The following is a 26,077-nucleotide window of genomic DNA, read 5'->3' as shown; positions in this document are numbered from 1 at the left end:
AAGCGGTGCGCGGATGCTGGCTGGATTGTTCCCCCACCGAACCGGTTTCAGGTTTTCTTCGTGTTACGGAATCATGTTCGGAAATCCGTGCAATGTTCGAAGTCCCGGACGGACATCTGGCCCGCACCCGCATCCGCAGCGCGGGGGACGTCAGCTACGGGTGAACCTGCCACCGCCCCCGCCGGCATCGGCCGGCGGGGGCGGTGACGGGCGGGTCAGGACACGAAGTACGTCGGGTTCGGCAGCTTGTAGGTGCGGTCGGCGTAACCGCCCTCCAGGTCCGAGTACTGGTCGCCGAAGTTGGCGATGATCTCGTACCCGAGGTCGTCCTCGATGTGCTCGCGGGTGCCGGACTTGTACTGGACGGTGGTGCAGGTCCAGGTGCCCGGGGTGGCGCAGTCGCTCAGGTAGGCCGGCGGGTTGGCCTTGTCCTTGAGGAACATGTGGTCGGTGTCGAGGTTCACGTCGGCGCCGATCTTCTTCAGGTTGGCGACGGCGGCGGTGCGCTGCGCCTCGCTGAGACCGGAGTTGTAGAAGACCTCGACGCCCTTGGACTCGGCATACCGGACCAGGTCGGGGCTGCCGAACACGGCCGGGCGGTCGGCCTTGTTCACGTAGTCGGCCCAGGTGGTGCTGTTGTACGTGTAGTTGTAGCGCTTCTCGTAGTCGAGGCTGAGCAGCAGGGTGTCGTCGATGTCGAAGACGACGGCCGGCTTCTCGCCGTGGTGGTGGGCCTTGCGGGCCGCCTTGTCGATGTAGCGCATGGCGGCGGCGTCGATGTCCGCCAGGTCCTCGGCGTACGGGCTGTCCTCGGACGCCTGGTAGACACCGTTCGCGTCGGCGTGGGTGCCGTAGTAGGTGTCGATGTCCTTCACCAACTGCCCGATGTTGTAGGGCTCGTGGGTGGAGTTCGCCGTCGACTGGTCGGCGGTGGCCGCGCCGGCGCCGTACAGGGCACCACCGGCGAGGGCACAGGCGGCGGTGACCGCCGCGATCCGCAGTGATTTATGCATGACAGGTTTTCTACGCGCGTCACCCGGGGTAGCGCGAGATCCGTTGCCTGATCGATATCAAGCCAGGTACCGAACTGGCCTCGCGCCACTGTCTCTTCGCCGTCGGTTCACCGTCCCGCCGATGGCCGTACCGCCCCTCGTCAGGAACGTGGTGGCGGGCGCTTCGCCGGTCGGCGTGCGGAACTCAACCGGCGTACGGATCCGGCACCTTGCCCGGGCGGGCGAGGAACTCGAAGTCGCAGCCGGTGTCGGCCTGCGTCGTAGAGAGCGCCGTAACCGCGCTCGTGACGGGCGGGCGGCGGTGTCCACGCGGCCCGACTGCGCGCCAACTCCTCGTCGTCCACGTGGAGATTGAGGGTGCGCGCCTCGACGTCCAGGGTGATGGGGTTGCTGCACGTGGCACCCGAGTCGTACGTCGGCGGTCCGCTGGCGCTGGTGCGCACCGGGGAAAGTACGACGCGTCGAAGGTAGGAAGGGGCCCGTGTTTCGTCAATGCGCCTGACAAAGGGAGTTGAGGCTCCGGGGTGGGCGGCTCAGACGCTGCGGATGTCGCCCTCGACGGCCGCGCGGGTGGGCCGGCCGGAGACGGCGGCGGCGCGGGCGGTCGCCGACTCCCGGCTGAGCGTGGGGCCGACGTGGGTGACGAGCAGTTCCCGCACCCGCGCCTCCTGGGCGATGCGGCCCGCGTCCTCCGGGGTCAGATGCACCTGTTCGCCGCCGCGGTGCTCGTCGATGTCGGCCTCGCACACGAACAGGTCTGCGTTGACGGCGAGTTCGGTCAGCGCGGCGCAGGGCCCGCTGTCGCCCGAGTACGCCAGCACGCTGCCCTGGCACTCGGCACGCAGCCCGTAGGCCTCGGTGCCGTGGGCGACGGCGCGGGCGGTCAGCCGGAGGTTCCAGTGCCGGACGTCATGGCCGTCGTACAGGGCCCGGAAGTCGAAGACGCCCTTGAGGAAGTCGCTGTCCGGGCGGCCGAGGAACGCGGCGATCCTGCGGGCGCAGTCCTGCGGGGCGTAGACCGGGACGGGCACGGCCGGGGTCATCCCGCCGAACGCGAAGGCGTAGGCGGCGGCGAGCAGGTCGGCGCTGTGGTCGGCGTGCAGGTGCGAGATCCAGATGGCGGTGAGCCGGGACGGATCCGTGTACCGCTGCAACGCGGCGAAGGTCCCGGGCCCCGCGTCCACCCATACCTCGGCGCCTCCCCCGGACAGCAGGTATCCGGAACAGGGCCGGTCGGGGCCCGGGTGGGGCGAGGCGGTACCGAGGACGGTGAGGCTGAGCGGCATGGAGGGAGCGTACGACGCCGCGCACCGGCCCCTCGCTCACTTGCCCAAGCGGAACCCCCGGCGCCGGGGCCTGCCTGCTCGTGCCGCGAGGCGCCGGACGGGCCGCGTCGTACCGGGCCGTTCCTCTCGACCCGGTACGGCGGCTCCCCGGCCGCGCCGCGACGGTTCCCTCAACCCGCCACGGCGGCCCCCCACGTCTTGCTACGTGTCGCTACGTCTCGCTACGGCACATCTCCCCCCTGGACTCACCTGGCCTCCCCGGCCTCCCCGGCCCCTACGGCCGCCACTCCGGGTCCCGGCCGCTCAGGCCCACCGCGCGGTCCAGCAGGGACGCGTCCGACGGAACCGGGACGACCGGGCCGAAGATGCCGTTGCCCCGGCTGAGGTCCTCGGCGGCGGCGAGCAGGAAGCCGTGGGCGGCGTCGAGCGCGGCGGGGTCGGGGGCGTAGGGCCGGCCGAGGGAGCGGGCCAGGTCCCATCCGTGGATCACCAGTTCGTCGGCGACGACCGCGCCCCCGACCTCGCCGGGCAGGTCCACGCCTCCCGCACGGGTCATGCCGGTCCAGGCCGCCGGGTCACGCCAGGCGTCGGCGAGGTCGTCCAGCGCCTTGGGCAGCTGCTCGCGCCAGTCGGGGCCGAGGTCCGGGAGGGCGGCCTGCGGGCTGGTGTCGGTCGTCGGGCCGAGGTCCTTGCGGGCCGCGTCGCGGAAGGCGACGGACAGCCCGAGGATGTGGGCCAGCAGGTTCCGTAGGGCGTAGTCCGGGCACGGGGTGGGGGCCGACAGCTGTTCGTCGGTCACGGTCTCGACGAGCCGCGCCACGATCAGCGTCTGCGGGCCCAGGTCGACGATGTTCATCCCCTGCTCCTTATGGGTTGCCATAGCGGTACGAAGGGGTGACCGGCCGGCTCGCGGAAACTCATCGGCGTCCGGGCATGCGCCTTGTACCGTGACGCCGTGTCCAAGATCGAGATCGACGCGCTGACCGCCGAGTTCTTCGGCGCCTTCGACAACCGGGGCGGCAGGGCCCCGGACGTGGAGCGGATACGCCGGCTGTTCCTCCCTCAGGGGGTGATCACCTGCACGGGCCCCGGGTTCGCGGTCTACTCCGTCGACGCGTTCGTCGAGCCCCGGCGCACGCTGCTGACCGACGGCCGGCTCACCGAGTTCTCCGAGTGGGAGACCACCGAGCGGACCGAGATCGTGGGCGGCATCGCCTCGCGGACCGGGGAGTACCGCAAGTCCGGGATCATGGACGGCGAGCCGTTCGAGGGCGGCGGAACCAAGAACCTCCAGTTCGTCCGCACCCCCGAGGGCTGGCGGATCGCCTCACTCGCCTGGCACGACCACCCCTGACCTCCCCGTACAGCCGAGTGCACCTAGGGCACCTTCCCGATCCCTACGCACCCCCCTTAGACCCACGATCGTCAGGCATGACGACTTCCTGGACCGTGTTCCGCGTGCTGCGGGACCGCAACGCGTGGCTGCTTCTGACGGGTGTGGTGGTGTCCGGTTTCGGCACGTCCTCGCTGTGGCTGGCGTCGGGCGTGTGGGTCAAGGACCTCACCGGGTCCGACGGCCTGGCCGCCCTGTGCATGCTCGCCATGTGGGCGCCCACCCTGGTCGGCCCGGCGCTCGGCACCCTCGCCGACCGCTTCCCCCGCAAGCCCCTGCTCATCACCGGCAACCTCGGCCTGGCCGCCCTGCTGCTCACCCTGTTCGCGGTGGACTCCCCGGGCCGCCTGTGGCTGCTGTTCGCCGTGCTGTGCTGCTACGGCGCCGCCGGTGTCGTCGAGGACGCCGCCCAGTCGGCCCTGGTCACCGCCGCCGTCGGCCCGGACCTCCGCGGCGATTTCAACGGGCTGCGCATGACCGCCACCGAGGGGATGAAGCTCGTCGCCCCGCTGACCGGGGCGGGCCTGTACGCGGCCTTCGGCGGGCCGGCCGTCGCCTGTCTGGACGCGGTCACCTTCGTGCTCACCGCCGCGCTGTGCGCCCTGCTGCGGGTGCGCGAGGAGCGGCCGGTCCGGTCCGGTGACGGCTGGTGGCGGGAGACGACGGAGGGCGTCCGCCACATGTGGGGGCACGCGAGGCTGCGTCCGCTGGTCGCGGCCGGCGGTACGACGATGCTGCTCGCCTCGCTGAGCAGCACGACCCTGTACGCCGTCGTGGACCGCCTCGGGCACTCCCCCGCCTACGCGGGCGCGCTGTACGCCGTCCAGGGCGCGGGCTCGGTGGCGGTCGGGCTGGTCTCCGGGCCGGCGCTGCGGCGGCTGGGCGGGCGGCGGTTCGCGGCGGCCGGGATCGCGCTGACGGCGGTCGGGGTGGCCGCGCGGGCCGTGCCGTCGGATCCGGTGGCCCTGGCGGCCGGCGCGGCCTGCGGCCTCGGTCTGCCCTGTGTGCTCATCGCCGCGCTCACCGCCGTGCAGCGCGAGACGCCGGGGCCGCTGCTGGGCCGGGCGACGGCCACCGCGAACACGCTGATGTTCACGCCGAACGTGATCGGGCTGGCGGTCGGGGCCGGTCTGGTCGAAGTGGCCGGCCCCGGCGCGCTGCTGCCCGTGTACGGCCTGGCGCTGCTCGGGACGGCCGCCGTGCTCGCCGCTCAGCGGACCGCCGACAGCGCCTCGCGCACCTCCGCGAGGTCCCGGTCCGACGCCAATCCGGCGTGATACAGGCGCAGTTCCGTCGCGCCCGCGGCACTCGCGCGTGCGGCGTCCGCCGCGAGGGTGCCGGGGCTGCCGCCCATGCCGGTGACGACCGTGAGGTTGGCCGCGAGGACCGTGTCCTGCCGCGCCTGGGCGGCGAAGGGCGCCAGCAGGTCCGTACCGCCCGGACCGCCCGTGCACGGGACCACCACGCCGTCCGCGACGGAGAGGATGTGGGCGGGGTCGACGCCGGCGTTGGCGCCGCAGTGGTAGGAGACCGGGTCGGCGTGCAGCAGCACCTGGAAGCCCTCGGGGGCGGCGGCGCGTACGGCGGTGACGGCCTCCTCCTGGAGGGTGCGGGCGGTGGTGTCGCGCCACGCGCGCGTGGCGGCCGCCGTGTCCGGGCCGAGGAGCTTCTCGACGGCCGGCCAGCCCCCGTCGTCCGGCGCGCCGCGCCACAGCGGCTCCAGCGCGGCCCGTACGGCGGCCGCCAGCGCGTCGGCGTCGAGGCCCTGGGCGGCGTGGCCGGCCCGGCAGGCAGGGCAGAAGCAGAGGGACATCAGGTACTGCCCGGCGTCCCCGAGGGCGACCCCGGAGGTCTTGTCGTGGGCGTGCAGGTGCGGGAGGCCGTACCAGCCGAGGGACTCCAGTTCGGTGCCGCGCGCGCCGGGGCGTACGGCGGCCTCGGCGGCGAGGTCGACCAGGTACGCGCGCGTGGCGGGCTGGCCGATGCAGGGGGCCCACGGGTAGCGGTCGCCGTAGGCGTTGACGACGGAGGTGTCCGGGTGTTCGGCGCCCAGGCGGGAGTTGTGCGCGAGGACGACCCAGGTGTGCACGTCGAGGCCGGCCGCCGCGAGCGCCTCGGCGGCGCGTCCGTAGGCGTCGCCGGGGGCCCACCGCCCTGCGGGGTACGGGCGCAGGCCGCGGCCCGCCCAGCGGCTCTCGGTGGGGTAGAGGACGGCCGCGTACTCGGCGGTGACGACGCGGTGGCGGGGATGGCGGGGGGTGAGGGCGCGGGTGGAGTGGTAGGCGGCGGCGAGGGTCACCTGCCGCACGCCGAGCGCCGCGATGCGGGCGGGGGCCTCGGGGTCCCCGTCGACGTCCCAGGGGTAGACGAACGCCGACGCCTTCACGTGCCCTCCTCCAGCAGCGCGTAGCCGCGTTCGATCAGCTGGGCGAGCTGTTTGACGTGGTCCTCGCCGGGTTCGTGCAGCGGGGGCCGGACCTCGCCGACGTCCAGTCCGCGCAGCCGTACGCCCGCCTTGACGAGCGAGACGGCGTAGCCGCGGCCCTGGGCGCGCAGTTCGACGAACGGCCGGTAGAAGCCGTCCAGGAGGCCGCGCACGGTGGTCTCGTCGCCCGCTTCCAGGGCCCGGTGGAACGCGAGGGCGATCTCGGGGGCGAAGCAGAAGACGGCCGACGAGTACAGGGTGATGCCCAGGGCGCGGTAGGCGAGCTGGGTCTGCTCGGCGGTGGGCAGGCCGTTGAAGTACAGGAAGTCGCCGGGGGCCTCGGTGCGGACGGCGCTGACGACGCGCTGCATCAGGTCGAGGTCACCGAGGCCGTCCTTGAGGCCGATCACGCCGTCGGTGCGGGCGAGTTCGACGGCGGTGCCCGGGGTGAAGACGGCGTTGTCACGCTGGTAGACGATCACCGGCAGGGCGGTGGCGGCGGCGATCTCGCGGTAGTGCCGCAGCAGGCCCTCCTGGCCGGCGACGACGAGGTACGGCGGCATGGCGAGCAGGCCCTCGGCGCCCGCGCGCTCGGCGAGACGCGCGTAGCGGACGGCGAGCGCGGTGCCGTAGCCGGCGCCCGCGAGCACCGGGACGCGGCCCTCGGCCGCCTCGACGGCCGCCCGGACGCAGGACTCGAACTCCTCCGGCAGCAGCGCGTGGAACTCGCCGGTGCCGCAGCAGGCGAACACGGCGGCGGCTCCGGCGTCGACGCCCCGGCGCACGTGAGTGCGGTAGACGTCGAGGTCGAGGGACCCGTCGTGGCCGTAGGCCGTGACGGGGAAGAAGAGCGGCCCGCTCGGCTCGCGGAGCCGGGCGGCGAGAGGGGCTGGCGTCACGGGCGCTCCCTGTCGGTGCATGTTTCTGATCGACGTCTATATTTCTGAACATCATCACGCTAAGCGCCCGTCTCGGCGCGGGTCAAGCGGGCAAACCCGCGGCGCGGCAACGGATTTCCCCACTCCACGGCACACTTGACGAGGTCCCCGGCCGCTCCCTAGCGTGTCCATGAATGTGAATCATGTCCATGCATGCGGCCGCCGATGTCAAGGAGTTCGAGGATGCCCGCTCCCCGCACCGTTCTGCTCACCGGCGCCGCCGGCGGGCTCGGCACCTTGATGCGGTCGCTGCTGCCGGAGTACGGCTACACCCTGCGCCTGTTCGACGTGCGCCCCGTCGAGGACGCGCCGGACGCGATCACCGCGGACCTCGCCGACAGGGAGGCGCTGCGCGAGGCGGTGCGGGGCGTGGACGCGATCCTCCACCTCGCGGGCATCTCCCTGGAGGCACCCTTCGAGAAGATCCTCAAGGCGAACATCGAGGGCACCTACAACCTCTACGAGGCCGCCCGCCTCGAAGGCGTGCCCCGGATCGTGTTCGCCTCCTCCAACCACGCCGTCGGCTTCACCCCGGCCCCGCACACCGGCGACCCCCTGATCCCGGTCGACACCCCGCGCCGCCCGGACACCTTCTACGGCCTGTCCAAGTCCTTCGGCGAGGACCTCGCCCAGCTCTACTGGGACAAGCACGGCCTGGAGACCGTCTCCGTCCGCATCGGCTCCTGCTTCCCCGAGCCCACCAGCGTGCGGATGCTCTCGCTGTGGATGAGCCCCGCCGACGGCGCCCGCCTCTTCCACGCGGCCCTGACCGCCGAGGAGGTCGGCCACACGGTCGTCTACGGCTCCTCCGCCAACACGCGCCTGTGGTGGGACCTCGGCAGCGCGCGGGCGCTCGGCTACGAGCCGCGGGACGACTCCGAGAGGTACGCCGAGAAGCTGATCGCCGAGCAGGGCGAGCTGGACCCGGAGAACCCGGCCCACAGCCACCTGGGCGGGCACTTCGTGAGCGACCCGCCGATCTGGCCGTACTGAGCCGGCTTCTCCACGGCGGCGGAAAACGATCGCTCACGGCGGCGGGCGGGCACCGAACGGGCCCGCCCGCCGCCGCATTCGGGCATCCGCGCCGCCCGCCCCCACCCCGCCCCGGACAGCCACGCAGGTCCGAGGCGGGCACCGCGCACGGTGAACGGGCACATACGGGCAGGATCGGGCCCTCAACAGACCTGGTCAGTGCCGGAGACCCGCTGTAGAACTTCCCCCATGGGCCACCGGAGGCCCGAACGGGCAGCTCCACAGGGAAGAGGGTGACGAGATGACCACAAGGACGGCGGAAGAACGCCAGCGCGAGATCGTGCTGGCGGCGCGCGCCACCGGTGCCGTCGACGTCACCGCGCTCGCCGCGGAGCTGGGCGTGGCCAAGGAGACCATCCGGCGCGATCTGCGCGCCCTGGAGGACCACGGTCTGGTCCGCCGCACCCACGGCGGCGCCTACCCGGTCGAGAGCGCGGGCTTCGAGACGACACTCGCCTTCCGCGCCACCAGCCACGTCCCCGAGAAGCGCCGGATCGCGGCCGCCGCGGCCGAACTGCTCGGGGACGCGGAGACGGTCTTCGTCGACGAGGGCTTCACCCCGCAGCTCATCGCCGAGTCCCTGCCGACGGACCGGGCGCTGACCGTGGTCACCGCGTCCCTGCCGGTCGCGGGCGCCCTCGCCGAGGCGGAGAACGTGACGGTGCTGCTGCTCGGCGGGCGGGTCCGCGCGGGCACGCTGGCCACCGTCGACCACTGGACGACGAAGATGCTGGCCGGCTTCGTGGTCGACCTCGCCTACATCGGCGCCAACGGCATCTCCCGCGAACACGGCCTGACCACCCCCGACCCCGCGGTCAGCGAGGTCAAGGCCCAGGCGGTCCGCGCCGCGCGGCGGACGGTCTTCGCGGGCGTGCACACCAAGTTCGGAGCGGTCAGCTTCTGCCGGTTCGCCGACGTCGGCGCGCTGGAGGCGATCGTCACGAGCACACTGCTGCCGACGGCGGAGGCCCACCGGTACTCGCTGCTCGGACCCCAGGTCATCCGAGTCTGAAAAAGAAACTCACCCCTACAGGGGCCCCCTCATACCGATGCGCGCCCCATATGTCACGATTTATCCAGGAGCGATCCATGCGAACCCAGAGCCGACGGAGGCCGCGAGCCACGCTCGCCATGGCCGCCGCAGGGACGCTGCTCGCCCCGCTGCTCACCGGCTGCTGGGTCGGGGCGGGCGGGTCCGGGTCAGGCGGTGACTCCATCAATGTCCTGATGGTCAACAACCCGCAGATGACCGAGCTGCAGAAGCTGACCGCCGCGCACTTCACCAAGGAGACCGGCATCAGGGTCAACTTCACGGTCCTGCCCGAGAACGACGTCCGCGACAAGATCAGCCAGGACTTCGCCAACCAGGCGGGCCAGTACGACGTCGCCACCCTGTCCAACTACGAGATACCGATCTACGCCCGCAACGGCTGGCTGCACCAGATGGACACGTACGTCGCGAAGGACCCGTCGTACGACGAGCCGGACGTCCTCAAGCCCATGCGCGAGTCCCTGACCGGCAACGACGGAAAGCTCTACGGCCAGCCCTTCTACGGCGAGTCGTCCTTCCTCATGTACCGCAAGGACGTGCTCGCCGCGAAGGGCCTGACCATGCCCGCGCACCCCACCTGGCAGCAGGTGGCCGACCTCGCGGCGAAGATGGACGGCGCGCAGCCCGGCATGCGCGGCATCTGTCTGCGCGGACTGCCCGGCTGGGGCGAGTTGATGGCACCGCTGACCACCGTCGTGAACACCTTCGGGGGCACCTGGTTCGACAAGAACTGGAAGGCGCAGCTCAACTCCCCCGCGTTCGAGAAGGCCACGAAGTTCTACGTGGACCTCGTCCGCAGCCACGGCGAGTCCGGTGCCGCCCAGTCCGGCTTCGCCGAGTGCCTCAACAACATGACCCAGGGCAAGGTCGCCATGTGGTACGACGCCACCTCCGCGGCCGGCCTGCTGGAGGCGAACGGCTCCCCCGTCAAGGGCAAGCTCGGCTACGCCCCCGCCCCCGTCGAGCGGACGGACGCCTCCGGCTGGCTCTACACCTGGGCCTGGGGCATCCAGAAGGCCTCCCGCAACCCGGACAAGGCCTGGAAGTTCGTGTCCTGGGCGTCCAGCAAGGGCTACGAGCAGCTGGTCGGCCAGACCAGCGGCTGGTCGAACGTCCCGGCGGGCAAGCGGGCGTCGACGTACACCAACGCCGACTACCGCAGGTCGGCCGCCGCCTTCCAGGAGATGACCAAGGAGGCCATCGAGAGCGCCCGCCCGAACGACCCCGGCGTACAGCCGCGCCCCGCGCCCGGCATCCAGTTCGTCGACATCCCCGAGTTCACCGATCTCGGCACCAAGGTCTCCCAGGAGATCAGCTCGGCCATCGCCGGACGGCAGTCCGTCGGCTCGGCCCTGAACAAGTCCCAGCAGCTCGCCGAGAAGATCTCCAAGGAGTACGAGGGACGATGACCGCTACGACAGCACCCCTGGCGACCGCACCGGAACGCGCCGCGCGGGGGCCCTCCGCCCGCCTGCGCGCCTGGGCCACCCGGGCCCCCCTCATGCCCGCCCTCGTGTTCCTGATCGTCGTGACCCAGCTCCCGTTCGTGGCCACGCTGGTGATCTCCCTCTTCGACTGGAACGCCCTCTACCCGAACGCCCGCCGCTTCACCGGCCTCGGCAACTACCGCGAGGTCCTGACCGACCCGGACCTGCGCCACTCGGTGTGGACGACCGTGCTCCTCACGGTGACGGTGGTCCTGGTCAGCCTGGTCCTCGGCCTGCTGCTGGCGCTGCTCCTGGACAACAGGTTCCCCGGGCGGGGCGTCGTCCGCACCCTGCTGATCGCCCCGTTCCTGGTCGTCCCGGTGGCCGCGGCCCTGCTCTGGAAGCACGTCCTGTACAACCCCGAATACGGCCTGATCAACGGCCTGTTGCACTACGTCGGCGGCCCACAGCCCGACTGGATCTCCAACACGCCGCTGCTGGCGGTCGAGGTCTCCCTGATCTGGCAGTGGACGCCGTTCATGATGCTGATCCTGCTCGCCGGGCTGCAGAGCCGGGACCCCGAGCAGATCGAGGCCGCGCGGGTGGACGGCGCGAACGACTGGCAGGTCTTCCGCCACATCACGCTCCCGCACCTGCGCCGCTACCTCGAACTCGGCGCCCTGCTGGGCTCGATCTACATCGTCCAGAACTTCGACGCGGTCTTCACGATCACGTCCGGCGGCCTGGGCACCGCCAACCTGCCCTACACCGTCTACCAGAGCTTCTACCAGGCCCACGAGAACGGCCTCGCCTCGGCCGCCGGCGTCCTGGTGGTCATCGGTTCGATCATCATCGCGACCTTCGCCCTGCGCGTGGTCTCGTCCCTCTTCCGCGAGGAGGTGTCCCGCGCATGAGCGCCCTCGCCGTACGCATCAGGAAGCACCGGGGCCTGAGCCTCGGCCTGGTGGCCTGGCTCGCCGGCATCGTCTTCTTCCTGCCCATCGCCTGGATGGCGCTGACGTCCTTCCACTCCGAGGCGGACGCGGCGACCAACCCGCCCTCCTTCGGCGCCGCCCTCACCCTGGACGGCTACCGCGAGTTCTTCGGGGCGGGCGGTGGGGCCAGCCCCTGGCCGGCGCTGATCAACTCGGCGGTCGCGTCGGTCGTCTCGACGCTCTTCGTCCTGGTCCTCGCCCTGCCGGCGGCGTACGCCCTGTCGATCCGGCGGGTGCGGAAGTGGACGGACGTCCTGTTCTTCTTCCTGTCCACCAAGATGCTGCCGGTGGTGGCCGGTCTGCTGCCGATCTACCTGTTCGCGAAGAACACCGGGATGCTGGACAACATCTGGTTCCTCGTCATCCTCTACACCTCCATGAACCTGCCGATCGCGGTGTGGATGATGCAGTCGTTCCTCGCCGAGGTCCCGGTCGCGGTGATCGAGGCGGCGCAGATCGACGGCGCCCGGCTGCCGACGATCCTCACGCGCGTGGTGGCCCCCATCGCCCTGCCCGGCATCGCCGCCACGGCCCTGATCTGCTTCATCTTCAGCTGGAACGAGCTGCTGTTCGCCCGGGTCCTCACGGGCGTGGTCGCCGGGACCGCCCCCGTCTTCCTGACCGGCTTCATCACCAGCCAGGGCCTGTTCCTGGCCAAGGTGTGCGCCGCGTCGCTCGTCATCTCCCTGCCGGTGCTCGCCGCGGGGTTCGCCGCCCAGGACAAGCTGGTCCAGGGCCTGTCGCTTGGAGCCGTGAAATGAAGGCCGCCGTCATCGAGTCCGTGGGCCGCGCCGTCGTCACCGAGGTCCCCGACCCGGCGCCCGGCCCGCGCGAGGTCGTCGTCGAGGTGGCCGCGTGCGGTCTGTGCGGCACGGATCTGCACATCCTCCAGGGCGAGTTCGCGCCCAAGCTGCCGATCGTCCCCGGGCACGAGTTCGCGGGCGAGGTGGTCGGCGTGGGCACCCAGGTCACCGAGGTCGCGGTCGGCGACCGGGTGGCGGTGGACCCGTCCCTGTACTGCTACGAGTGCCGCTACTGCCGCGACGGCCACAACAACATGTGCGAGCGGTGGGGCGCGATCGGCGTGACGACGGCGGGCGGGGCGGCCCAGTTCGCGGTGGCCCCGGTGGCCAACTGCGTGAAGCTGCCCGAGCACGTCCGCACCCAGGACGCGGCCCTGGTGGAGCCCCTGTCGTGCGCGGTGCGCGGCTACGACGTCCTGAAGTCCCGGCTCGGCGCGCATGTGCTGATCTACGGCTCCGGGACGATGGGCCTGATGATGCTGGAGCTGGCCAAGCGGACCGGGGCGGCGAGCGTGGACGTCGTGGACGTGAACCCGGCCCGCCTGGAGACCGCGCGGCGGCTCGGCGTCTCGGCGTCCGCCGCGAACGCCGACGAGCTGGACCGGCCGCGGGGCTGGGACGTCGTCATCGACGCCACGGGCAACGCGGCGGCGATCCAGGACGGCCTGGACCGGGTGGCGAAGGCGGGCACGTTCCTGCAGTTCGGGGTGGCCGACTACGCGACCCGGGTGACGATCGACCCGTACCGCATCTACAACCAGGAGATCACCATCACCGGGTCCATGGCGGTGCTGCACAGCTTCGAGCGGGCGGCCGAGCTGTTCGCGAACGGGGTGCTGGACCCCGAGGTGTTCATCAGCGACCGGATACCGCTGGACCGCTACCCCGACGCACTGGCGCAGTTCGCGGCGGGCGTGGGGCGGAAGATCGTGGTGGTGCCCTGAGCCGATCGGAGGTCGGGGGGTCGGTAAGGGAACGGCAAAGTGGTGTCGTTCGTTCACCCGGCATGACAGCTATGACCCCTGGCTCGAACATCCCTCTGTCGGCCACCCGCGTGACGGTGGACGTCGCCGCGCCGGTCCGGCTCGACGTGTCGGGCCTGCTGCTCACCGCCGACGGCAAGGTGCGCTCCGACGACGACTTCATCTTCTACAACCAGCCGGCCGGCCCCGGCGTGACCTACCGCTCCGGCGGCGGTGCCGCGCCCGACGCGATCACGGTCGACACCGCCGCCGTGCCGCCGGACATCGAGAAGATCGTGGTCACCGCCAGCCCGGACGCGGCGGGGCAGACCTTCCAGGGCATCGAGCCGACGGCCACGATCCGCGACGCGGACGGCGGCTCGCCCCTGGCCACGTTCACACCGCCGCAGCTCGGCACCGAGACCGCGCTGGTGGTCGTGGAGATCTACCGCAGGGGCGGCCAGTGGAAGGCCCGCGCCGTCGGCCAGGGGTACGCCAACGGGCTGGCGGGCATCGCCACCGACTTCGGCGTCACGGTGGAGGAGCCGGCCGCGACGCCCGCGGCCCCGCCCCAGCAGCCGGTGGCCGCGTCGGCCCCTGCGGTGTCGGCTCCCCCGGCTCCCCCGGCCCCGCCCGCCGCGGCTCCCGGGAAGATCAACCTGGACAAGGGCCGGGTCAGCCTGCAGAAGAACCAGACCGTGTCCCTGGTCAAGGGCGGCCGCCCGCTGCTCTCGCTGGTGCAGATGGGCCTCGGCTGGGAGCCCGCGTTCCGCGGCAAGGACATCGACCTGGACGCCTCGGTCGTCGCCTACGGCCCGCAGCGCAACCACATCGACAGCTGCTACTTCGGCAAGCTGACGATCCTGAACGGCGCGATCCGGCACTCCGGTGACAACCTCACCGGCGAGGGCGGCGGCGACGACGAGGTGATCACGGTCGACCTCGGCCGGCTCCCGCAGGACGTCACCGGCCTCGTCTTCACCGTCAACTCCTTCTCCGGCCAGAAGTTCACCGAGGTCGCCAAGGCCTACTGCCGCCTCCTGGACGCGGCCACCGGCGAGGAACTCGTCCGCTTCGACCTCACCAACGCCGAACCCCAGACCGGCGTCATGATGGCCAAACTGATCCGCCAGTACTCCGGCGAGTGGGAGATGACGGCCCTGGGCGACTTCGTCAAGGCACGGACGGTACGGAACATGGTGGAACCGGGGGCGAGGGCTCTGTAAGCCGGGTGCGGATGGCCGTGGGCCGGTCGCGCAGTTCCCCGCGCCCCTGGGGAACTGCGGCGCCGGCACACGCGGATCCGCCCCTAGGGCCGCAGGCCCTCCGTCAGCAGCGCCAGGTAGCGGCGGATCTGCTTGCCCTGCCCGTTCGCCAGTTCCGAAGCCGTCGCCACCCCGTGGGCCAGCCGTAGCACCTCGATCGGTTCCAGGTCGGCCCGCAGGCTGCCCTCCGCCTGCGCGGCCTCGACCAGCCGGGTCGCCGCGCCCTTCACCACGCTGCCGCAGGCCGTCAGCGCGGCCGAGCTGCCGTCCGTGACCGCCGAGCCCAGCAGGGACTTCATCCCGCGCACCTGGATCGTGGCGACGCACAGCTCGTTCAGCCACTCACTCAGCGCCTCCCCCGGCGGCAGCTCCTTCGCCAGCTCGTCGCCCCGCACCCCCAGCGCCTCGATCCGGTCCACGTACGCGGCCTCCAGCAGCGCCTGCCGCGTCGGGAAGTGCCGGTAGAGCGTGCCCGAGCCGACGCCCGCCCGTTTGGCGATGTCGTCGAGTGACGCGTTCTCCCCATGCTCGGCGAAGGCCTCCGCCGCCGCCTTCAGCAATCGCTCGTAGTTGCGCCGAGCGTCCGCGCGCATGGGCCTGACCTGCGTCATCCAGTAACTCCTTGCGAACCGGGGACTCTCTCCGTATTTTATCGAGCACTAAACGGAGACAGTCCCCGCTTATCGCCGTCGTACTCCGCGGGCCCGCCCGCATGCGCCGCCGTGTGCGCCGTCATGTCCGGGGACCGCCCAGACCGGGAGAACGCAATGTCCACCCCGTCCAGCCCGTCCGTACCGTCCACCACGACCGACGCCGGCTCCGCGCCCTCGCCTCCCGCGCGGCTCGGCATCACCCTCCTCGTCATCGTCACCGCCTACCTGATGGTCGGCGTCGACTCCACCGTCGTCAACGTCGCGCTGCCCGACATCGCCCAGGACCTGCGGTTCAGCCGCACCGGCCTGTCCTGGGTACTGAACGCGTACACCCTCGCCTTCGGTGGCCTGCTGCTCCTCGGCGGGCGGATCGGCGACATCGTCGGCCGCCGCCGCACCCTCACCGCCGGCGCCCTGCTGTTCGCCCTGTCCTCCCTGCTCGGCGGACTCGCCGGCGACGGCGGCTGGCTGCTCGCGGCCCGCGCGCTCCAGGGCCTCGGCGCCGCCCTGATCGCCCCCAGCACCCTCGCCCTGATCACCACCGGCTTCCCGGAGGGCCCCCGCCGCCACCACGCGCTGAGCGTCTACTCCTCCATGGCCGGCATCGGCGGCTCGGTCGGCCTGGTCCTGGGCGGTCTGCTCACCTCCTGGGCCTCCTGGCGCTGGGCCCTGCTCATCAACGTACCCATCGGCCTCGCCCTCGTCCTCGCGCTGCCCCGCTTCGTCGCCGAGACCCCTCGGCACGCGGGCCGCTTCGACCTCGCGGGCGCGCTGACCGGGACGGCCGGAACGACCTCGCTGGTCTACGCGTTCATCCGGGTCTCGGAGGCCGGCTGGAGCGACACCCGGGCTCTGCTCGGCTTCACGGCCGCGGCCGCCCTGCTGGCCGGCTTCGCCCTGGTCGAGTCCCGGGCCGAGCAACCGGTCATGCCGCTGCGCCTGTTCGCCGACCGGAACCGGGCCGGCGGCTACGCGAGCATCCTGCTGCTGCCCGCCGGGATGTTCGGCGCCTTCTACTTCCTCACCCTGTTCTGCCAACAAGTCCTGGACTACAGCCCGTTGCGCGCGGGCTTCGCCTTCCTGCCGATGACCCTCGTGATGTTCACGACCGTACGGCTGGTGCCGCGCCTGCTGGCCCGGTTCGGCGCCAAGCCGGTGCTGCTGACGGGCATGGCACTGGTCGCCGCGGGTGCCGGGTGGCTGTGGCGGCTGCGGGCCGGGGACGGCTACGCGGGCGGACTGCTCGGTCCGCTGCTGCTGTTGGGCCTGGGCGTCGGCCTGAGCTTCATGCCGCTCAACGCGACGATCCTGTCCGCCGTCGCGCCCCGCGAGGCGGGCGCCGCCTCCGGCCTGCTGCAGACCCTGCAGTGGCTGGGCGGCACGGTCGGCCTGTCCGTCCTGGTCACGGTGTACGGCACGGCGGCCCGGCACACCACCGGATCACCGGACGCCGTCCTCACCCACGGGGCGGCACGCGCGTTCGGCGTGGGCTCGCTGATCGCCCTGGCCGCACTGGCCGTGGCCGCCACGGTGATCACCGGCCGACGCGCGCCCGCCCGGGCACGCGCGCAGTAGGCGCCCCGGCCCGGGCCGTCCCCCGGGGTCGGGCGCGGGCGTGGCCCGCACCCCCCGTGTGAAGTGCGGGCCACGATCAGAGCCGGCCCGGGCCGACCGCGCGGCTCAGGCCGCGCGGGTCAAGCCGTGCGGGTCAGGCCGCGCGGGTCAGGCCGTGCGGCTCAGGACTGCCACGGCCACGCGGCGTTCCGAGCGGACTCGATCAGGGGCACCATCCGGAAGGCCGAGTCCGAGAGCCCGCCGAAGGTGTGCCGGTTCCCCGTGCCCGACGGGCCGTGACCCGCCCGGTAGCCCTCCAGGTTCCAGGTGTAGACGGGCACGTCGGCCGGGATCTGGGCGGTCGGGTCGCCGTGCCGGTGCGGGGCGTACTGCTCGTCGGTGACGATCAGCACCCGGTCGTGCTTCTTGTAGTGCCGGCGCACCGCCTCGGTGGTGTCGGTGCCGCCCAGGTCGCCGAAGCGCTCCAGGATCCTCAGCACCGACTCGCCCGTGCGGAACTCCACTTTCGCGCTGGTCGAGCCGAACTGGACGAGGTCGGCGTCCGCCGCCCGGAGCGCGAGCGCGGTGCCGAAGATCGCCGCCGCGTCGGCCCGGTTGAGCTGCGAGCGCTCGGACAGCTGCGACCAGAACATCGAGCCCGAGCGGTCCACGAGCACGAGCGTGCGGCCCGGCAGCGCGGGCACGTTGGCCAGCGAGTGGCCGAGCGCCCGCTCCAGCGGGTAGGACCAGCGCAGCGAGGGCGCGTGCTGGTAGGCGGCCAGGTAGCGGAAGGGGAACTGCCGCGACCGCGCCACCTGCTCCGGGTCGCTGATCCGCGCCGCGACCTGGGCGGCGACCTCGTCCGAGACGCCCGCCTCGTCGAAGTTCCGCAGGTTGCGGACGAGCGCCATGGCGCCCATGGACGGGATCACGGCCTCCCAGGCCGCCTTGTCCATCGGCCCCTGCAGCCAGCCCGCCAGCGCCTCCCACGTGACGCCGGCCGCCGCCAGCCGCTCGGCACCGCCCGGCGCGGTGACGACCGCCCGCCGCTCGGCGACCGGCAGCGCCATCAGCTCGCGGTGCGCGGTGAGCACCGGGAGCGCCGCGGGCGGCACGGCGGTGTCGGGGTTGTGCCGCCGGTCGAGGGCGTACCGGAACAGCTCGCCCTGCCACGGCTTGTCCGGGTCCGGCGCCGCGTGCACCAGGTTCAGGATGTCGCCGAAGCGGTAACCCTTGGACGCGGTGTCGTACTTGAGCAACGACTTGCCGTGATACAGCCGTCGTACGGCGTCGGCGACGCCCCGCTTGACGGGCTTGGGGATCGCGCGGCCGTAGGTCGACGTCCAGTAGGCGAGCAGCTCGCCGGGCTCGTCCGGGCGCTGGAGAACGGAGTCCACGACCTGCCGGTTGGACGGGCCGTCGGTGGCCCCGGCGGCCAGCCGGGCGCCCACGTACTCGGCGGCGCCGACGATCGACGCCGTCCGCATGTTGCCCTCGCCCCGCAGCCAGCCGAGCAGTCCGGCCGTCCACTCCGGGTCGGCGACGGCGAGGTCGCGGACGAGGCGGGCGAAGCGGTCGTCGCGGTCGCCGCTCTTCTCGTAAAAGGTGTCCTGCGACACGAAGTTGGAGACGGCGAGCAAGAAAAGTTCCGAGCGCGCGTCCCGCTCGTGGCCCCGGCCGCCCTCGTGGGTCCGCAGGGTCCGGCCGGTGGTGGTGACGGGCGAGGTCGACTGCGCCTTGGCGGCCCGCGTGTTGAATCGCGCCATGGTGAATTCCCCCGAATTCGTTTCTGTTTCGGAGGGAGGCGCGGCAAATGGAGGGTGTCCGAGATCGGGAGTCGGCGACGGACTAGTCAGACGCTCTATCCGCTGAGCTACCTCGACCCCAGGTCGATGACGGGAGTCGAACCCGCAACCTTCTGATCCGAAAGAAGTAACCGCTGCCTGCGCACCGGACACCCACCATGTGCCACGCCTCCCGAGATCAAGTGGGCAGCGGCGGGGATTTTCTTTGGGAAAGAAGTAGCCGCTGCCTTCGCACCGGGAGGTGCGTGAAGTTTTCGGTGTCCAGAGATCGAGGTCGGCGGAACCGACGTGTTGGTGCTCTAACCCCTGAGCTACACCGGCCTGTTGTGCCGGTGGCGGGACTCGAACCCGCGGCCTCCCCGTTATGAGCGGAAGTAGGTCCTGCCTGTCGCACCTGGACGTGGATCACTCTAGGCGGGGAGCCGCGGGACGGGCGAGCGAATTAATTCCGGCGCGGAGGTCAGCCGCGCTTCTGCCGCTTCCACGGGCCGGTGATGGCGAGCATGATGCCCGGCTCCTGGATGTTGGCGAAGAGGGTCCGGCCGTCGGGCGAGAAGGTGACGCCGGTGAACTCGCTGAACTCCGGCTTCTCCGCGGTGCCGATGTTCAGGTCGTTGCGGGCGATCGGGTAGGTGCGGCCGCTCTCGGTGGCGCCGAACAGGTGCTGGACGCCCTCGCCGTCCTCGGCGATGACCAGGCCGCCGTACGGGGAGACGGTGATGTTGTCGGGGCCGTCGAAGTTGCCGTTGTCGGCGGAGGGGTCCTGGTTGACGCCGAGGAGGACCTTGAGGGTCAGGGTGCGGCGCTTGGGGTCGTAGAACCAGACGGCGCCGTCGTGCTGGACGGGGCTCTCGGTGCGGGCGAAGGAGGAGACGATGTAGGTGCCGCCGTCGCCCCACCACATGCCCTCGAGCTTGCGGGCGCGGGTGACCTGGCCGTCGGCGAACTGCTTGCGCACGGACACGGTCTTGGCGTCACGGTCGGGGACGTCCACCCAGTCGACGCCGTACACGGTGCCGATCTTCGTGGCGCGGGAGAGGTCGTCGACGAACTTGCCGCCGGAGTCGAAGCACTTGAAGGCCTGCAGGACGCCGGCGTCGTCGGCGAGGGTGCGCAGCTTGCCGCGGCCGTGGCAGAAGTCCTCCGGCGGGGTCCAGCGGTAGAGCAGGCCGTTGGGACCGGCCGCGTCCTCGGTGAGGTACAGATGACCGCGCTTGGGATCGACGACGACGGCCTCGTGGGCGTAGCGGCCGAGCGCCTTGATCGGCTTGGGGTCGCGGTTGGCCCGGCGGTCCTCGGGGTCGACCTCGAAGACGTAGCCGTGGTCCTTGGTCATGCCGTTCTGGCCGGCCTTGTCCTCGGTCTCCTCGCAGGTCAGCCAGGTGCCCCACGGGGTGTTGCCGCCCGCGCAGTTGGTGGAGGTGCCGGCGATGCCGACCCACTCGGCGACGTCGTCGCGGCGTACCTCGACGACCGTGCAGCCACCGGAGGCGGCGGGGTCGTAGACGAGGCCCTCGGTGAGCGGCACCGGGTACTTCCAGTTGGCGCGCGGGCCCCTCAGCTCGTGGTTGTTGACGAGGAGGGTGGCGCCGCGGGGGCCCTCGAAGGTGGAGGTGCCGTCGTGGTTGGAGGGCGTGAACTCGCCCGACTCCAGCTTGGTCCTGCCGCTGTACGTCACGATCCGGTACGAGAAGCCGGCGGGCAGGGCGAGAATGCCGTCCGGGTCGGGGACGAGCGGGCCGTAGCCGACGCCGTGGTGCGCGTACGCCGACTCGCCCTCCGCGCTCTCGATGTCCGCGCCCTCGATGTCCGTGGCGGCCAGGGCGTTGGGTGCGGTGGCCAGGGCGCCGACGCTGCCCGCCAGCGCGACACCGGCACCGGTGATCGCGGATTTTCTGGCGAAGTCCCTGCGGGTGAGCGACATGGTGTCTCCTGTGACGGTGGTCGAGCCGTGGAGGGTGGCAAGGCCTCGTTGCGGCGCTCACACTCCCGCCGGGTTTTGAACGCGAGTTGAACGCCGGGCTACTTCAGAGCCCCTTGTTCCATGAACCCGCATGCACAGCCCCATGGCCGCCCAAAACACGGACCATGCGCCAGGACCGACACTCACTTGTTTTCCCCGCAACGGCGCTCAGCCACGACGGCGCGCTCCGCCGGTGCCGAACCGACCACGACTCACGCGCCGCCCAGCCCCGCGACCCCCGAGCCCCCGCGCCGCTCAACCCCCGGCACCGCTCAACCCCCCGCGCCGCTCACCCCCCTTGCTGCGACCGCGCCTTGAACGCAGCCTTCCGCGCCTCCTTCGCCACCTTCTTGTCCGGATGCAGCCGCCCCATCGCCTCCAGCACCTCCGCGGTGGCCGGATGCTCCACCCGCCACGCCGCCGCGAAGAACCCGCTGTGCTGCTCGGCCAGCCCCTCCACCAGCGCCTGCAGCTCCTCCGAGTTGCCCTCGGCGGCCAGCTGCGCGGCGACCGTGTCGATGGTCAGCCAGAACACCAGCTCCTGCGTCGGCGCGGGCACGCCGGAGGCACCCCGCTCGCTCAGCCACACCCGGGCGAGCCCGCCGAGTTCCGGATCGTCGAGGACCTCCCGCAGCGCCGGCTCGGCCTCCGGGCCGACCAGGGACAGGGCCTGCTGGCAGCGCAGCCGGCGCAGCGGCGCGCCGGCGTCGGCGCCGCGCGCGGCGGCCAGCAACTCCCGTGCGGCGGCGAGGGGTTCACGCCGCGACAGCCACTGCTCGGTCTCGGCCCGCGCGGCGGACGTCCCGAAGCGGGCGGTGCCGTCGAGCAGCGCGTCCGCGCCCTTGTCGGCGAGTTCCCCGACGGCGGGCGCCTCGAACCCGGCCTCCAGCAGCCGCATCCGCAGCCCGTACGCGCCGAGCGGGGTGAGCCGCACCATGCCGTAACGGGAGACGTCGGTGTCGTCCATCGGCGCGGTGTCGTCCAGCTGCGCGGCGGGATCGCCCATCGGCGCGGCGGGTTCCTCGTCCGTGTCGGCCATGAGCGCCTCGTCGACGGGCTGGTACTCGACCAGGCCGACCGGCTCCAGCGTCCGGAACTGGTCGTCCAGGCGCATCATCGCGTCGGAGACCCGCTCCAGGACGTCGTCGGTGGGCTCGCCCATGTCGTTGGGGACGATCATGGAGGCGGCGAGGGCGGGCAGCGGGACCGGGCCGTGGCCGGGGCCGTCCTCACTGACGGTGAGCAGGTAGAGGTTGCCGAGGACGCCGTCGAGGAACTCGGCCTCGGCCTCGGGGTCCCAGTCGAGCGACGAGAAATCGATGTCGCCGCCCTCGTCCATGGCGTCGACCAGGCCGTCGAGGTCGGGCACGCTCGCGTCCGCGAGGACGGTGTCCAGGGCGGCGAGCCAGACGGTCAGCACGTCGTGCGGGGAGCCGCCGGTGAGCAGCTTCAGGTCCTCGCCGGGCGTCACGGTCCCGGCCTCCTCGTCGGTGATCTCCACCAGCCCGGCGTCCACGGCCACCCGCCACGCCTCGCTGGCGAGGGCGGCCGCGTCGTCCCCGCTCAGTCCGAGGATCCCGGCGGCGGCCGGCAGCTGTTCCTCGACCAGCCCGCCACCGGCGTCAACCCGCGTCTCGGGGCCGGCCCAGCGGGCGAGCCGGGCGGCCCGGGAGAGCAACGGCGTGGACAGCGCGGCGCGCGCCAGCTCCGCTTCGGAGTGCAGCCGTACGGGCGGCAGGGGGGAGCTGTCTGACATCGGCTGGTTCTCCTCGGACCGTGAAAGGACTCAGCCGCTCAGCCTAGACGGATTTCCACCCATGCCGCCCGGTTCATCTCCTCGTCAGCCCCCGTACATGGCCGAAACCTTGACAACTCCCGGGCCCAGGCAGGAGATTGACGCGCGTAGAAGTTGGGGGGACAACTGTTCACTCGGCTCTACGCGTGTCACAGAGGGCTACGAGCCCCGCACGCTCCCGTTCCACCCTCGTCCCGGCGCTCACGTACGTCCCCGGAGGGAATCCCTTGCCGAGCAGGTCTTCCGCGCGCCTCGCCGCGCTCACCGTCGCCGCTGTCTGTTCCGCCGCGTCGACCGTCGTCCTCACCTCGCCCGCGCACGCCGAATCGGTGCGCGTCCACGACATCCAGGGCACCACCCGAATATCGCCGTTCGCGGGCCAGAAGGTGACCGATGTGCCGGGCATCGTCACGGCCACCCGCACATACGGCTCCTCCAAGGGCTTCTGGATCCAGGACCCGACCCCGGACGACAACCCGGCCACCAGTGAGGGCGTGTTCGTCTTCACCAGCTCCACGCCGAAGGTCGCGGTCGGCGACTCCGTCAAGGTGACCGGCACGGTCTCCGAGTACGTCCCGGGCGGCGCCTCCTCCGGCAACCAGTCGCTGACGGAGATCACCAAGCCCACCGTCACCACCGTCTCCACCGGCAACGCGGTCCCGGCCCCGGTCGTCGTCGACGAGGACGCGGTGCCGGACGAGTACGCCCCGGAGGGCGACACCGCCGCCGCCGGCTCGATCAACGGTCTGACCCTGGACCCGTCGGCCTACGCCCTGGACTACTACGAGTCCCTCGAGGGCATGAACGTCCAGGTCGAGGACACCCGTGTGGTCACCGCCACCGACCCGTACAGCGAGCTGTGGGTCACCGTGAAGCCGTGGGAGCACCGCAACCGCCGCGGCGGCACGGTCTACGGCTCCTACGAGTCCCAGAACACCGGCCGGCTGCAGATCCAGTCGCTGGGCTCCACCGCCGACTTCCCGAAGGCGAACGTCGGCGACACCCTGGAGGGCACCACCACCGGCCCGCTGGACTTCAACCAGTACGGCGGCTACACCCTGGTCGCGAGCAAGCTCGGCACGCTGCAGAGCGGCGGCCTGGAGCGGGAGACCACGCAGAAGCAGTCGAGCCGCGAGCTGGCGGTGGCGACCTACAACGTCGAGAACCTCGACCCGACGGACGCCACCTTCGACCAGCACGCCGCCGCGATCGTGAACAACCTGCAGTCGCCCGACATCGTGTCCCTGGAGGAGATCCAGGACAACAACGGTGCCAAGGACGACGGCACGGTCGACGCGAACGAGACCGTGAACAAGCTGATCGACGCGATCGTCGCGGCGGGCGGCCCGAAGTACGACTGGCGCTCCATCAACCCGGTCAACGACCAGGACGGCGGCCAGCCGGGCGGCAACATCCGCCAGGTGTTCCTGTTCAACCCCGAGCGGGTGTCCTTCGTGGACCGCGCGGGCGGCGACTCCACCACCGCCGTCGGCGTCACCAAGGTGAACGGCAAGGCGCAGCTGACCCTCTCGCCCGGCCGGATCGACCCGGCCAACGCGGCCTGGAACAGCAGCCGCAAGCCGCTGGCCGGCGAGTTCGTCTTCCGCGGCAAGACCGTCATCGTGATCGCCAACCACCTCAACTCCAAGGGCGGCGACCAGGGTCTGCCCTCGCAGTACCAGCCGCCGGTGCGCAGCTCGGAGATCCAGCGCCACGCCCAGGCGACCGAGGTGAACGCGTTCGTCAAGGACATCCTGTCCGTGCAGAAGAACGCGAACGTCATCGCGCTCGGCGACATGAACGACTTCGAGTTCTCCCAGACCGCGCAGATCCTCGAGGGTGACGGCGAGCTGTGGTCGGCGATCAAGTCGCTGCCGAGGAGCGAGCGTTACACCTACGACTACCAGGGCAACCAGCAGGTCCTGGACCAGATCCTGGTCAGCCCGGCGATCCGGCGCGGCTGCGACTTCGAGTACGACAGCGTGCACATCAACTCGGAGTTCAACGACCAGATCTCCGACCACGACCCGCAGGTGCTGCGGTTCCGCCCGTGACCCGGCGGTACCGGCGGTGAAGGCACCTCAGGACTGGCCGAACACGCCGTTCAGCCAGTCCTGCCAGGCGCTCTCGTTCGCCTTGGCGTCGGCGTCAGGCGCGAAGTCGTGGACGCTGATGCCGAGCGGCGCGCCCCAGTGGCCGCGTCCGAAGAAGCGGATGAGGGCGCTGTCGGTGCGCAGCCCGATGAAGTACGGGTTGCGGTAGTCGAGTACGGCTTCCAGGGTCCGCCCGCCGGGGCCCTGGACGCCGACCTTCGCGCCCGCGGCCGTGTCGTCCGCCAGGCCGAGGGCTCGGCCGACGGCGGCGAGCGCCCGCGGCGTCCGCGAGACCTCGGGCCCCTCCAACTGGGCGAAGGTGACCGGGCTGGGCGCGAAGTGCGTGAGGTACTCGCACAGGGTGTGCAGATAGAAGTTGGTGTGCTTGCTGGCGCCGTCGTACTGGTTGTTCCAGTCGTCGGTGAAGATGCCGCTGTGGACGTAGCGCACCCAGGCGCGGCGGCCCTCGTCGCGGGGCTCGATGGTGTAGTCGAGCTGGTTGAGCGACTGGATCGGGAAGCCGACGTCCTCGGTGCGGTTGGTGTAGCGGTGGGGCGGGTCCCAGGCGGTGACGGTGGATCCGAACGGCCCCTGGCCGCCCACCCGGGGCTCGGGCGGGTCCATGGGCCACAGATAACCGCCGGTACCGGAGGTGACGGCCTCCCAGACCTTCTCGGGCGGGACGTCGACCTCGAACTCGCGGACGATCTCGAATTCCTTGTGTTCCTTGGGCATGAGGGGCTCCTGCTCAGCTGTCGAGGGGGATGGGCCGGTCCTTGACCGTGGGATGGAGGGCGACGACGATCCGGTGGTCGCGGCCGTCCTCGGCGTCCGGCGCGTCGTACTTGCGGATCAGGGCGCTCACGCCCGCCGTCAGCTCCTGCACGAAGGCCGCGCGGTCGGCGGCGGAGGCGAAGCGGACCTCGCCGTCCAGGGCGTAGGTCGCCAGCCGCTGCCTGGCCCTGGCGGCGCCGGTGATCAGCGCGCCGACGTCCCGCACCAGGCGGGCGCCGAGCGCGAGCAGCCAGCGCGCCGAGAGCTGGTCACGGAAGCGGTCCGGGTCCGGCTGCACGGGGGCGAGGGCGGCCGGCGAGATGACGTACGACGCGGCGGTCGCGCGCATCAGCCGCTCGGTGACATTGCCCTTGCGGCGCTCCCCGGCCAGCTCGACCAGGCCGTGCCGCTCCAGCGCCTTGAGGTGGTAGTTCACCTTCTGCCGGGGCAGTCCGACCTTGCCGGCCAGCATCGTGGCCGACGCGGGGCCGGCGGCCAGCTCGGCGAGCAGCCTGGCCCGTATCGGGTCGAGCGATACGGCCGCCGCCTCGGGATCCTCGATCACGGTCACGTCCAGCATGCGTCCACCCTCGCACCGAAGACTTTTTTTGTCCAGGCGAGTGAAATGTTCGGTGAGTGGGTGGACGGGCCGAGGTCGGGGGTGGAGCCGAGGTCGCAGGCCGGGCCGAGGCCGGCGGGAGCGGGGCCGAGGTCGCAGGCGGAGCCGAGGTCGGCCGGAGCGGGCCGAGGTCGGCGGGTGGAGCCGAGGTCGGCCGGAGCAGGCCGAGGTCGCAGGCCGGGCCGAGGTCGGCCGGAGCAGGCCGAGGTCGCAGGCCGGGCCGAGGTCGGC

Annotated in this window: 22 protein-coding genes and 1 pseudogene; 11 read left to right on the top strand and 12 right to left on the bottom strand. The window is 71.8% G+C overall.

Features of this window, described 5'->3' with window-relative positions; all coding sequences use genetic code 11:
- Nucleotides 1–215 precede the first annotated feature (215 nt).
- From ABZ865_RS05230 to ABZ865_RS05215, 4 genes and pseudogenes are all read right to left on the bottom strand, one after another.
- Entirely contained in the window at nucleotides 216–1,013 is a 798-nt protein-coding gene (locus ABZ865_RS05230; RefSeq protein ID WP_361223986.1) for an HAD family acid phosphatase, read from the bottom strand.
- A gap of 184 nt (nucleotides 1,014–1,197) precedes the next feature.
- Nucleotides 1,198–1,402: pseudogene (locus ABZ865_RS05225) on the bottom strand (dihydroxy-acid dehydratase); the annotation flags it as partial.
- 144 nt (nucleotides 1,403–1,546) lie between these two features.
- Entirely contained in the window at nucleotides 1,547–2,299 is a 753-nt protein-coding gene (locus ABZ865_RS05220) for an MBL fold metallo-hydrolase (RefSeq protein ID WP_361223983.1), read from the bottom strand.
- Nucleotides 2,300–2,573: 274 nt separating this feature from the next.
- The gene (locus tag ABZ865_RS05215) at nucleotides 2,574–3,155 is read right to left on the bottom strand and encodes a TIGR03086 family metal-binding protein (protein WP_361223980.1); all 582 of its coding nucleotides are present in this window, start codon (nucleotides 3,153–3,155) and stop codon (nucleotides 2,574–2,576) included.
- 99 nt (nucleotides 3,156–3,254) lie between these two features.
- Between ABZ865_RS05215 and ABZ865_RS05210 the strand changes: the two genes are divergently transcribed.
- Together ABZ865_RS05210 and ABZ865_RS05205 are read left to right on the top strand one after the other, a co-directional pair.
- On the top strand, nucleotides 3,255–3,653 hold the full coding sequence (locus ABZ865_RS05210) for a DUF4440 domain-containing protein (RefSeq protein ID WP_361223978.1): 399 nt from the start codon (nucleotides 3,255–3,257) through the stop codon (nucleotides 3,651–3,653).
- Nucleotides 3,654–3,730: 77 nt separating this feature from the next.
- Nucleotides 3,731–4,969 carry an MFS transporter gene (locus ABZ865_RS05205; protein WP_361223975.1) on the top strand — a complete coding sequence of 413 codons (1,239 nt, stop codon included), beginning with the start codon at nucleotides 3,731–3,733 and terminating at the stop codon, nucleotides 4,967–4,969.
- Here the strand turns inward: ABZ865_RS05205 and ABZ865_RS05200 are convergent.
- Both ABZ865_RS05200 and ABZ865_RS05195 read right to left on the bottom strand, forming a co-directional pair.
- Nucleotides 4,903–6,078, bottom strand: coding sequence for a hypothetical protein (locus tag ABZ865_RS05200; RefSeq protein ID WP_361223972.1), 1,176 nt, complete (start codon nucleotides 6,076–6,078; stop codon nucleotides 4,903–4,905). The two genes, ABZ865_RS05205 and ABZ865_RS05200, sit on opposite strands and share 67 nt — an antisense overlap.
- Entirely contained in the window at nucleotides 6,075–7,016 is a 942-nt protein-coding gene (locus tag ABZ865_RS05195; protein WP_361223969.1) for a 5-dehydro-4-deoxyglucarate dehydratase, read from the bottom strand. The genes ABZ865_RS05200 and ABZ865_RS05195 overlap by 4 nt, the downstream gene beginning before the upstream one ends.
- Before the next feature lie 222 nt (nucleotides 7,017–7,238).
- Here ABZ865_RS05195 and ABZ865_RS05190 point away from each other — a divergent pair, with 222 nt between their 5' ends.
- From ABZ865_RS05190 to ABZ865_RS05160, 7 genes are all read left to right on the top strand, one after another.
- Nucleotides 7,239–8,048, top strand: a complete 810-nt coding sequence (locus ABZ865_RS05190) for an NAD(P)-dependent oxidoreductase (protein ID WP_361223966.1) — start codon at nucleotides 7,239–7,241, stop codon at nucleotides 8,046–8,048.
- Nucleotides 8,049–8,328: 280 nt separating this feature from the next.
- Nucleotides 8,329–9,099 carry a DeoR/GlpR family DNA-binding transcription regulator gene (locus ABZ865_RS05185; RefSeq protein WP_361223964.1) on the top strand — a complete coding sequence of 257 codons (771 nt, stop codon included), beginning with the start codon at nucleotides 8,329–8,331 and terminating at the stop codon, nucleotides 9,097–9,099.
- A 77-nt stretch (nucleotides 9,100–9,176) separates the two neighbouring features.
- Entirely contained in the window at nucleotides 9,177–10,547 is a 1,371-nt protein-coding gene (locus ABZ865_RS05180; protein WP_361223961.1) for a sugar ABC transporter substrate-binding protein, read from the top strand.
- Nucleotides 10,544–11,479, top strand: coding sequence for a sugar ABC transporter permease (locus ABZ865_RS05175; protein ID WP_361223959.1), 936 nt, complete (start codon nucleotides 10,544–10,546; stop codon nucleotides 11,477–11,479). The genes ABZ865_RS05180 and ABZ865_RS05175 overlap by 4 nt, the downstream gene beginning before the upstream one ends.
- Nucleotides 11,476–12,321, top strand: coding sequence for a carbohydrate ABC transporter permease (locus tag ABZ865_RS05170; RefSeq protein ID WP_361223956.1), 846 nt, complete (start codon nucleotides 11,476–11,478; stop codon nucleotides 12,319–12,321). Before ABZ865_RS05175 ends, ABZ865_RS05170 begins: the two co-directional genes overlap by 4 nt.
- Nucleotides 12,318–13,307 (top strand): zinc-dependent alcohol dehydrogenase family protein, encoded by a 990-nt coding sequence (locus ABZ865_RS05165; RefSeq protein ID WP_361223954.1) that lies wholly within the window; start codon nucleotides 12,318–12,320, stop codon nucleotides 13,305–13,307. The genes ABZ865_RS05170 and ABZ865_RS05165 overlap by 4 nt, the downstream gene beginning before the upstream one ends.
- Before the next feature lie 71 nt (nucleotides 13,308–13,378).
- Nucleotides 13,379–14,551, top strand: coding sequence for a TerD family protein (locus tag ABZ865_RS05160; RefSeq protein ID WP_361223951.1), 1,173 nt, complete (start codon nucleotides 13,379–13,381; stop codon nucleotides 14,549–14,551).
- Nucleotides 14,552–14,634: 83 nt separating this feature from the next.
- Here ABZ865_RS05160 and ABZ865_RS05155 read toward each other — a convergent pair whose 3' ends face one another.
- Complete coding sequence (locus tag ABZ865_RS05155; protein ID WP_361223948.1) at nucleotides 14,635–15,201, bottom strand: helix-turn-helix domain-containing protein; 567 nt, start codon at nucleotides 15,199–15,201, stop codon at nucleotides 14,635–14,637.
- Between the two features lie 156 nt (nucleotides 15,202–15,357).
- On the opposite strand from ABZ865_RS05155, the gene ABZ865_RS05150 reads away from it, so the two are divergent.
- Nucleotides 15,358–16,818 carry an MFS transporter gene (locus tag ABZ865_RS05150; protein ID WP_361223945.1) on the top strand — a complete coding sequence of 487 codons (1,461 nt, stop codon included), beginning with the start codon at nucleotides 15,358–15,360 and terminating at the stop codon, nucleotides 16,816–16,818.
- Nucleotides 16,819–16,979: 161 nt separating this feature from the next.
- Here the strand turns inward: ABZ865_RS05150 and ABZ865_RS05145 are convergent, their stop codons facing one another.
- The 3 genes from ABZ865_RS05145 to ABZ865_RS05135 form a co-directional block, all read right to left on the bottom strand.
- Nucleotides 16,980–18,563 carry a TROVE domain-containing protein gene (locus ABZ865_RS05145; RefSeq protein ID WP_361223942.1) on the bottom strand — a complete coding sequence of 528 codons (1,584 nt, stop codon included), beginning with the start codon at nucleotides 18,561–18,563 and terminating at the stop codon, nucleotides 16,980–16,982.
- Nucleotides 18,564–19,062: 499 nt separating this feature from the next.
- Nucleotides 19,063–20,526: an alkaline phosphatase PhoX gene (locus ABZ865_RS05140; protein WP_361223940.1), complete on the bottom strand. Its 1,464-nt coding sequence runs from the start codon at nucleotides 20,524–20,526 to the stop codon at nucleotides 19,063–19,065.
- A 328-nt stretch (nucleotides 20,527–20,854) separates the two neighbouring features.
- Entirely contained in the window at nucleotides 20,855–22,321 is a 1,467-nt protein-coding gene (locus ABZ865_RS05135; protein WP_361223937.1) for a hypothetical protein, read from the bottom strand.
- 266 nt (nucleotides 22,322–22,587) lie between these two features.
- Here ABZ865_RS05135 and ABZ865_RS05130 point away from each other — a divergent pair, with 266 nt between their 5' ends.
- On the top strand, nucleotides 22,588–24,414 hold the full coding sequence (locus ABZ865_RS05130; RefSeq protein ID WP_361223934.1) for an endonuclease/exonuclease/phosphatase family protein: 1,827 nt from the start codon (nucleotides 22,588–22,590) through the stop codon (nucleotides 24,412–24,414).
- 27 nt (nucleotides 24,415–24,441) lie between these two features.
- Here the strand turns inward: ABZ865_RS05130 and ABZ865_RS05125 are convergent, their stop codons facing one another.
- Both ABZ865_RS05125 and ABZ865_RS05120 read right to left on the bottom strand, forming a co-directional pair.
- The gene (locus ABZ865_RS05125; RefSeq protein WP_361223931.1) at nucleotides 24,442–25,188 is read right to left on the bottom strand and encodes an SRPBCC domain-containing protein; all 747 of its coding nucleotides are present in this window, start codon (nucleotides 25,186–25,188) and stop codon (nucleotides 24,442–24,444) included.
- 13 nt (nucleotides 25,189–25,201) lie between these two features.
- Complete coding sequence (locus ABZ865_RS05120) at nucleotides 25,202–25,807, bottom strand: winged helix-turn-helix domain-containing protein (protein WP_361223928.1); 606 nt, start codon at nucleotides 25,805–25,807, stop codon at nucleotides 25,202–25,204.
- Between the last annotated feature and the right edge of the window lie 270 nt (nucleotides 25,808–26,077).

Source organism: Streptomyces sp. NPDC047085 (assembly GCF_040643735.1).
In the GTDB taxonomy this organism is placed as follows: Bacteria; Actinomycetota; Actinomycetes; order Streptomycetales; family Streptomycetaceae; genus Streptomyces.
Note: the sequence above shows the minus strand (reverse complement) of the source record. Positions and strands in the feature narration are given on the sequence as shown.

What these genes read in the sequence shown, in the direction of transcription:
- ABZ865_RS05150 (WP_361223945.1), top strand. Translation starts at nt 15,358, where the DNA reads ATGTCCACCCCGTCCAGCCCGTCCGTACCGTCCACCACGACCGACGCC.
- ABZ865_RS05155 (WP_361223948.1), bottom strand. Translation starts at nt 15,201, where the DNA reads ATGACGCAGGTCAGGCCCATGCGCGCGGACGCTCGGCGCAACTACGAG.
- ABZ865_RS05120 (WP_361223928.1), bottom strand. Translation starts at nt 25,807, where the DNA reads ATGCTGGACGTGACCGTGATCGAGGATCCCGAGGCGGCGGCCGTATCG.
- ABZ865_RS05215 (WP_361223980.1), bottom strand. Translation starts at nt 3,155, where the DNA reads ATGAACATCGTCGACCTGGGCCCGCAGACGCTGATCGTGGCGCGGCTC.
- ABZ865_RS05135 (WP_361223937.1), bottom strand. Translation starts at nt 22,321, where the DNA reads ATGTCAGACAGCTCCCCCCTGCCGCCCGTACGGCTGCACTCCGAAGCG.
- ABZ865_RS05145 (WP_361223942.1), bottom strand. Translation starts at nt 18,563, where the DNA reads ATGGCGCGATTCAACACGCGGGCCGCCAAGGCGCAGTCGACCTCGCCC.
- ABZ865_RS05165 (WP_361223954.1), top strand. Translation starts at nt 12,318, where the DNA reads ATGAAGGCCGCCGTCATCGAGTCCGTGGGCCGCGCCGTCGTCACCGAG.
- ABZ865_RS05205 (WP_361223975.1), top strand. Translation starts at nt 3,731, where the DNA reads ATGACGACTTCCTGGACCGTGTTCCGCGTGCTGCGGGACCGCAACGCG.
- ABZ865_RS05125 (WP_361223931.1), bottom strand. Translation starts at nt 25,188, where the DNA reads ATGCCCAAGGAACACAAGGAATTCGAGATCGTCCGCGAGTTCGAGGTC.
- ABZ865_RS05185 (WP_361223964.1), top strand. Translation starts at nt 8,329, where the DNA reads ATGACCACAAGGACGGCGGAAGAACGCCAGCGCGAGATCGTGCTGGCG.
- ABZ865_RS05220 (WP_361223983.1), bottom strand. Translation starts at nt 2,299, where the DNA reads ATGCCGCTCAGCCTCACCGTCCTCGGTACCGCCTCGCCCCACCCGGGC.
- ABZ865_RS05160 (WP_361223951.1), top strand. Translation starts at nt 13,379, where the DNA reads ATGACCCCTGGCTCGAACATCCCTCTGTCGGCCACCCGCGTGACGGTG.
- ABZ865_RS05140 (WP_361223940.1), bottom strand. Translation starts at nt 20,526, where the DNA reads ATGTCGCTCACCCGCAGGGACTTCGCCAGAAAATCCGCGATCACCGGT.
- ABZ865_RS05170 (WP_361223956.1), top strand. Translation starts at nt 11,476, where the DNA reads ATGAGCGCCCTCGCCGTACGCATCAGGAAGCACCGGGGCCTGAGCCTC.
- ABZ865_RS05190 (WP_361223966.1), top strand. Translation starts at nt 7,239, where the DNA reads ATGCCCGCTCCCCGCACCGTTCTGCTCACCGGCGCCGCCGGCGGGCTC.
- ABZ865_RS05230 (WP_361223986.1), bottom strand. Translation starts at nt 1,013, where the DNA reads ATGCATAAATCACTGCGGATCGCGGCGGTCACCGCCGCCTGTGCCCTC.
- ABZ865_RS05180 (WP_361223961.1), top strand. Translation starts at nt 9,177, where the DNA reads ATGCGAACCCAGAGCCGACGGAGGCCGCGAGCCACGCTCGCCATGGCC.
- ABZ865_RS05175 (WP_361223959.1), top strand. Translation starts at nt 10,544, where the DNA reads ATGACCGCTACGACAGCACCCCTGGCGACCGCACCGGAACGCGCCGCG.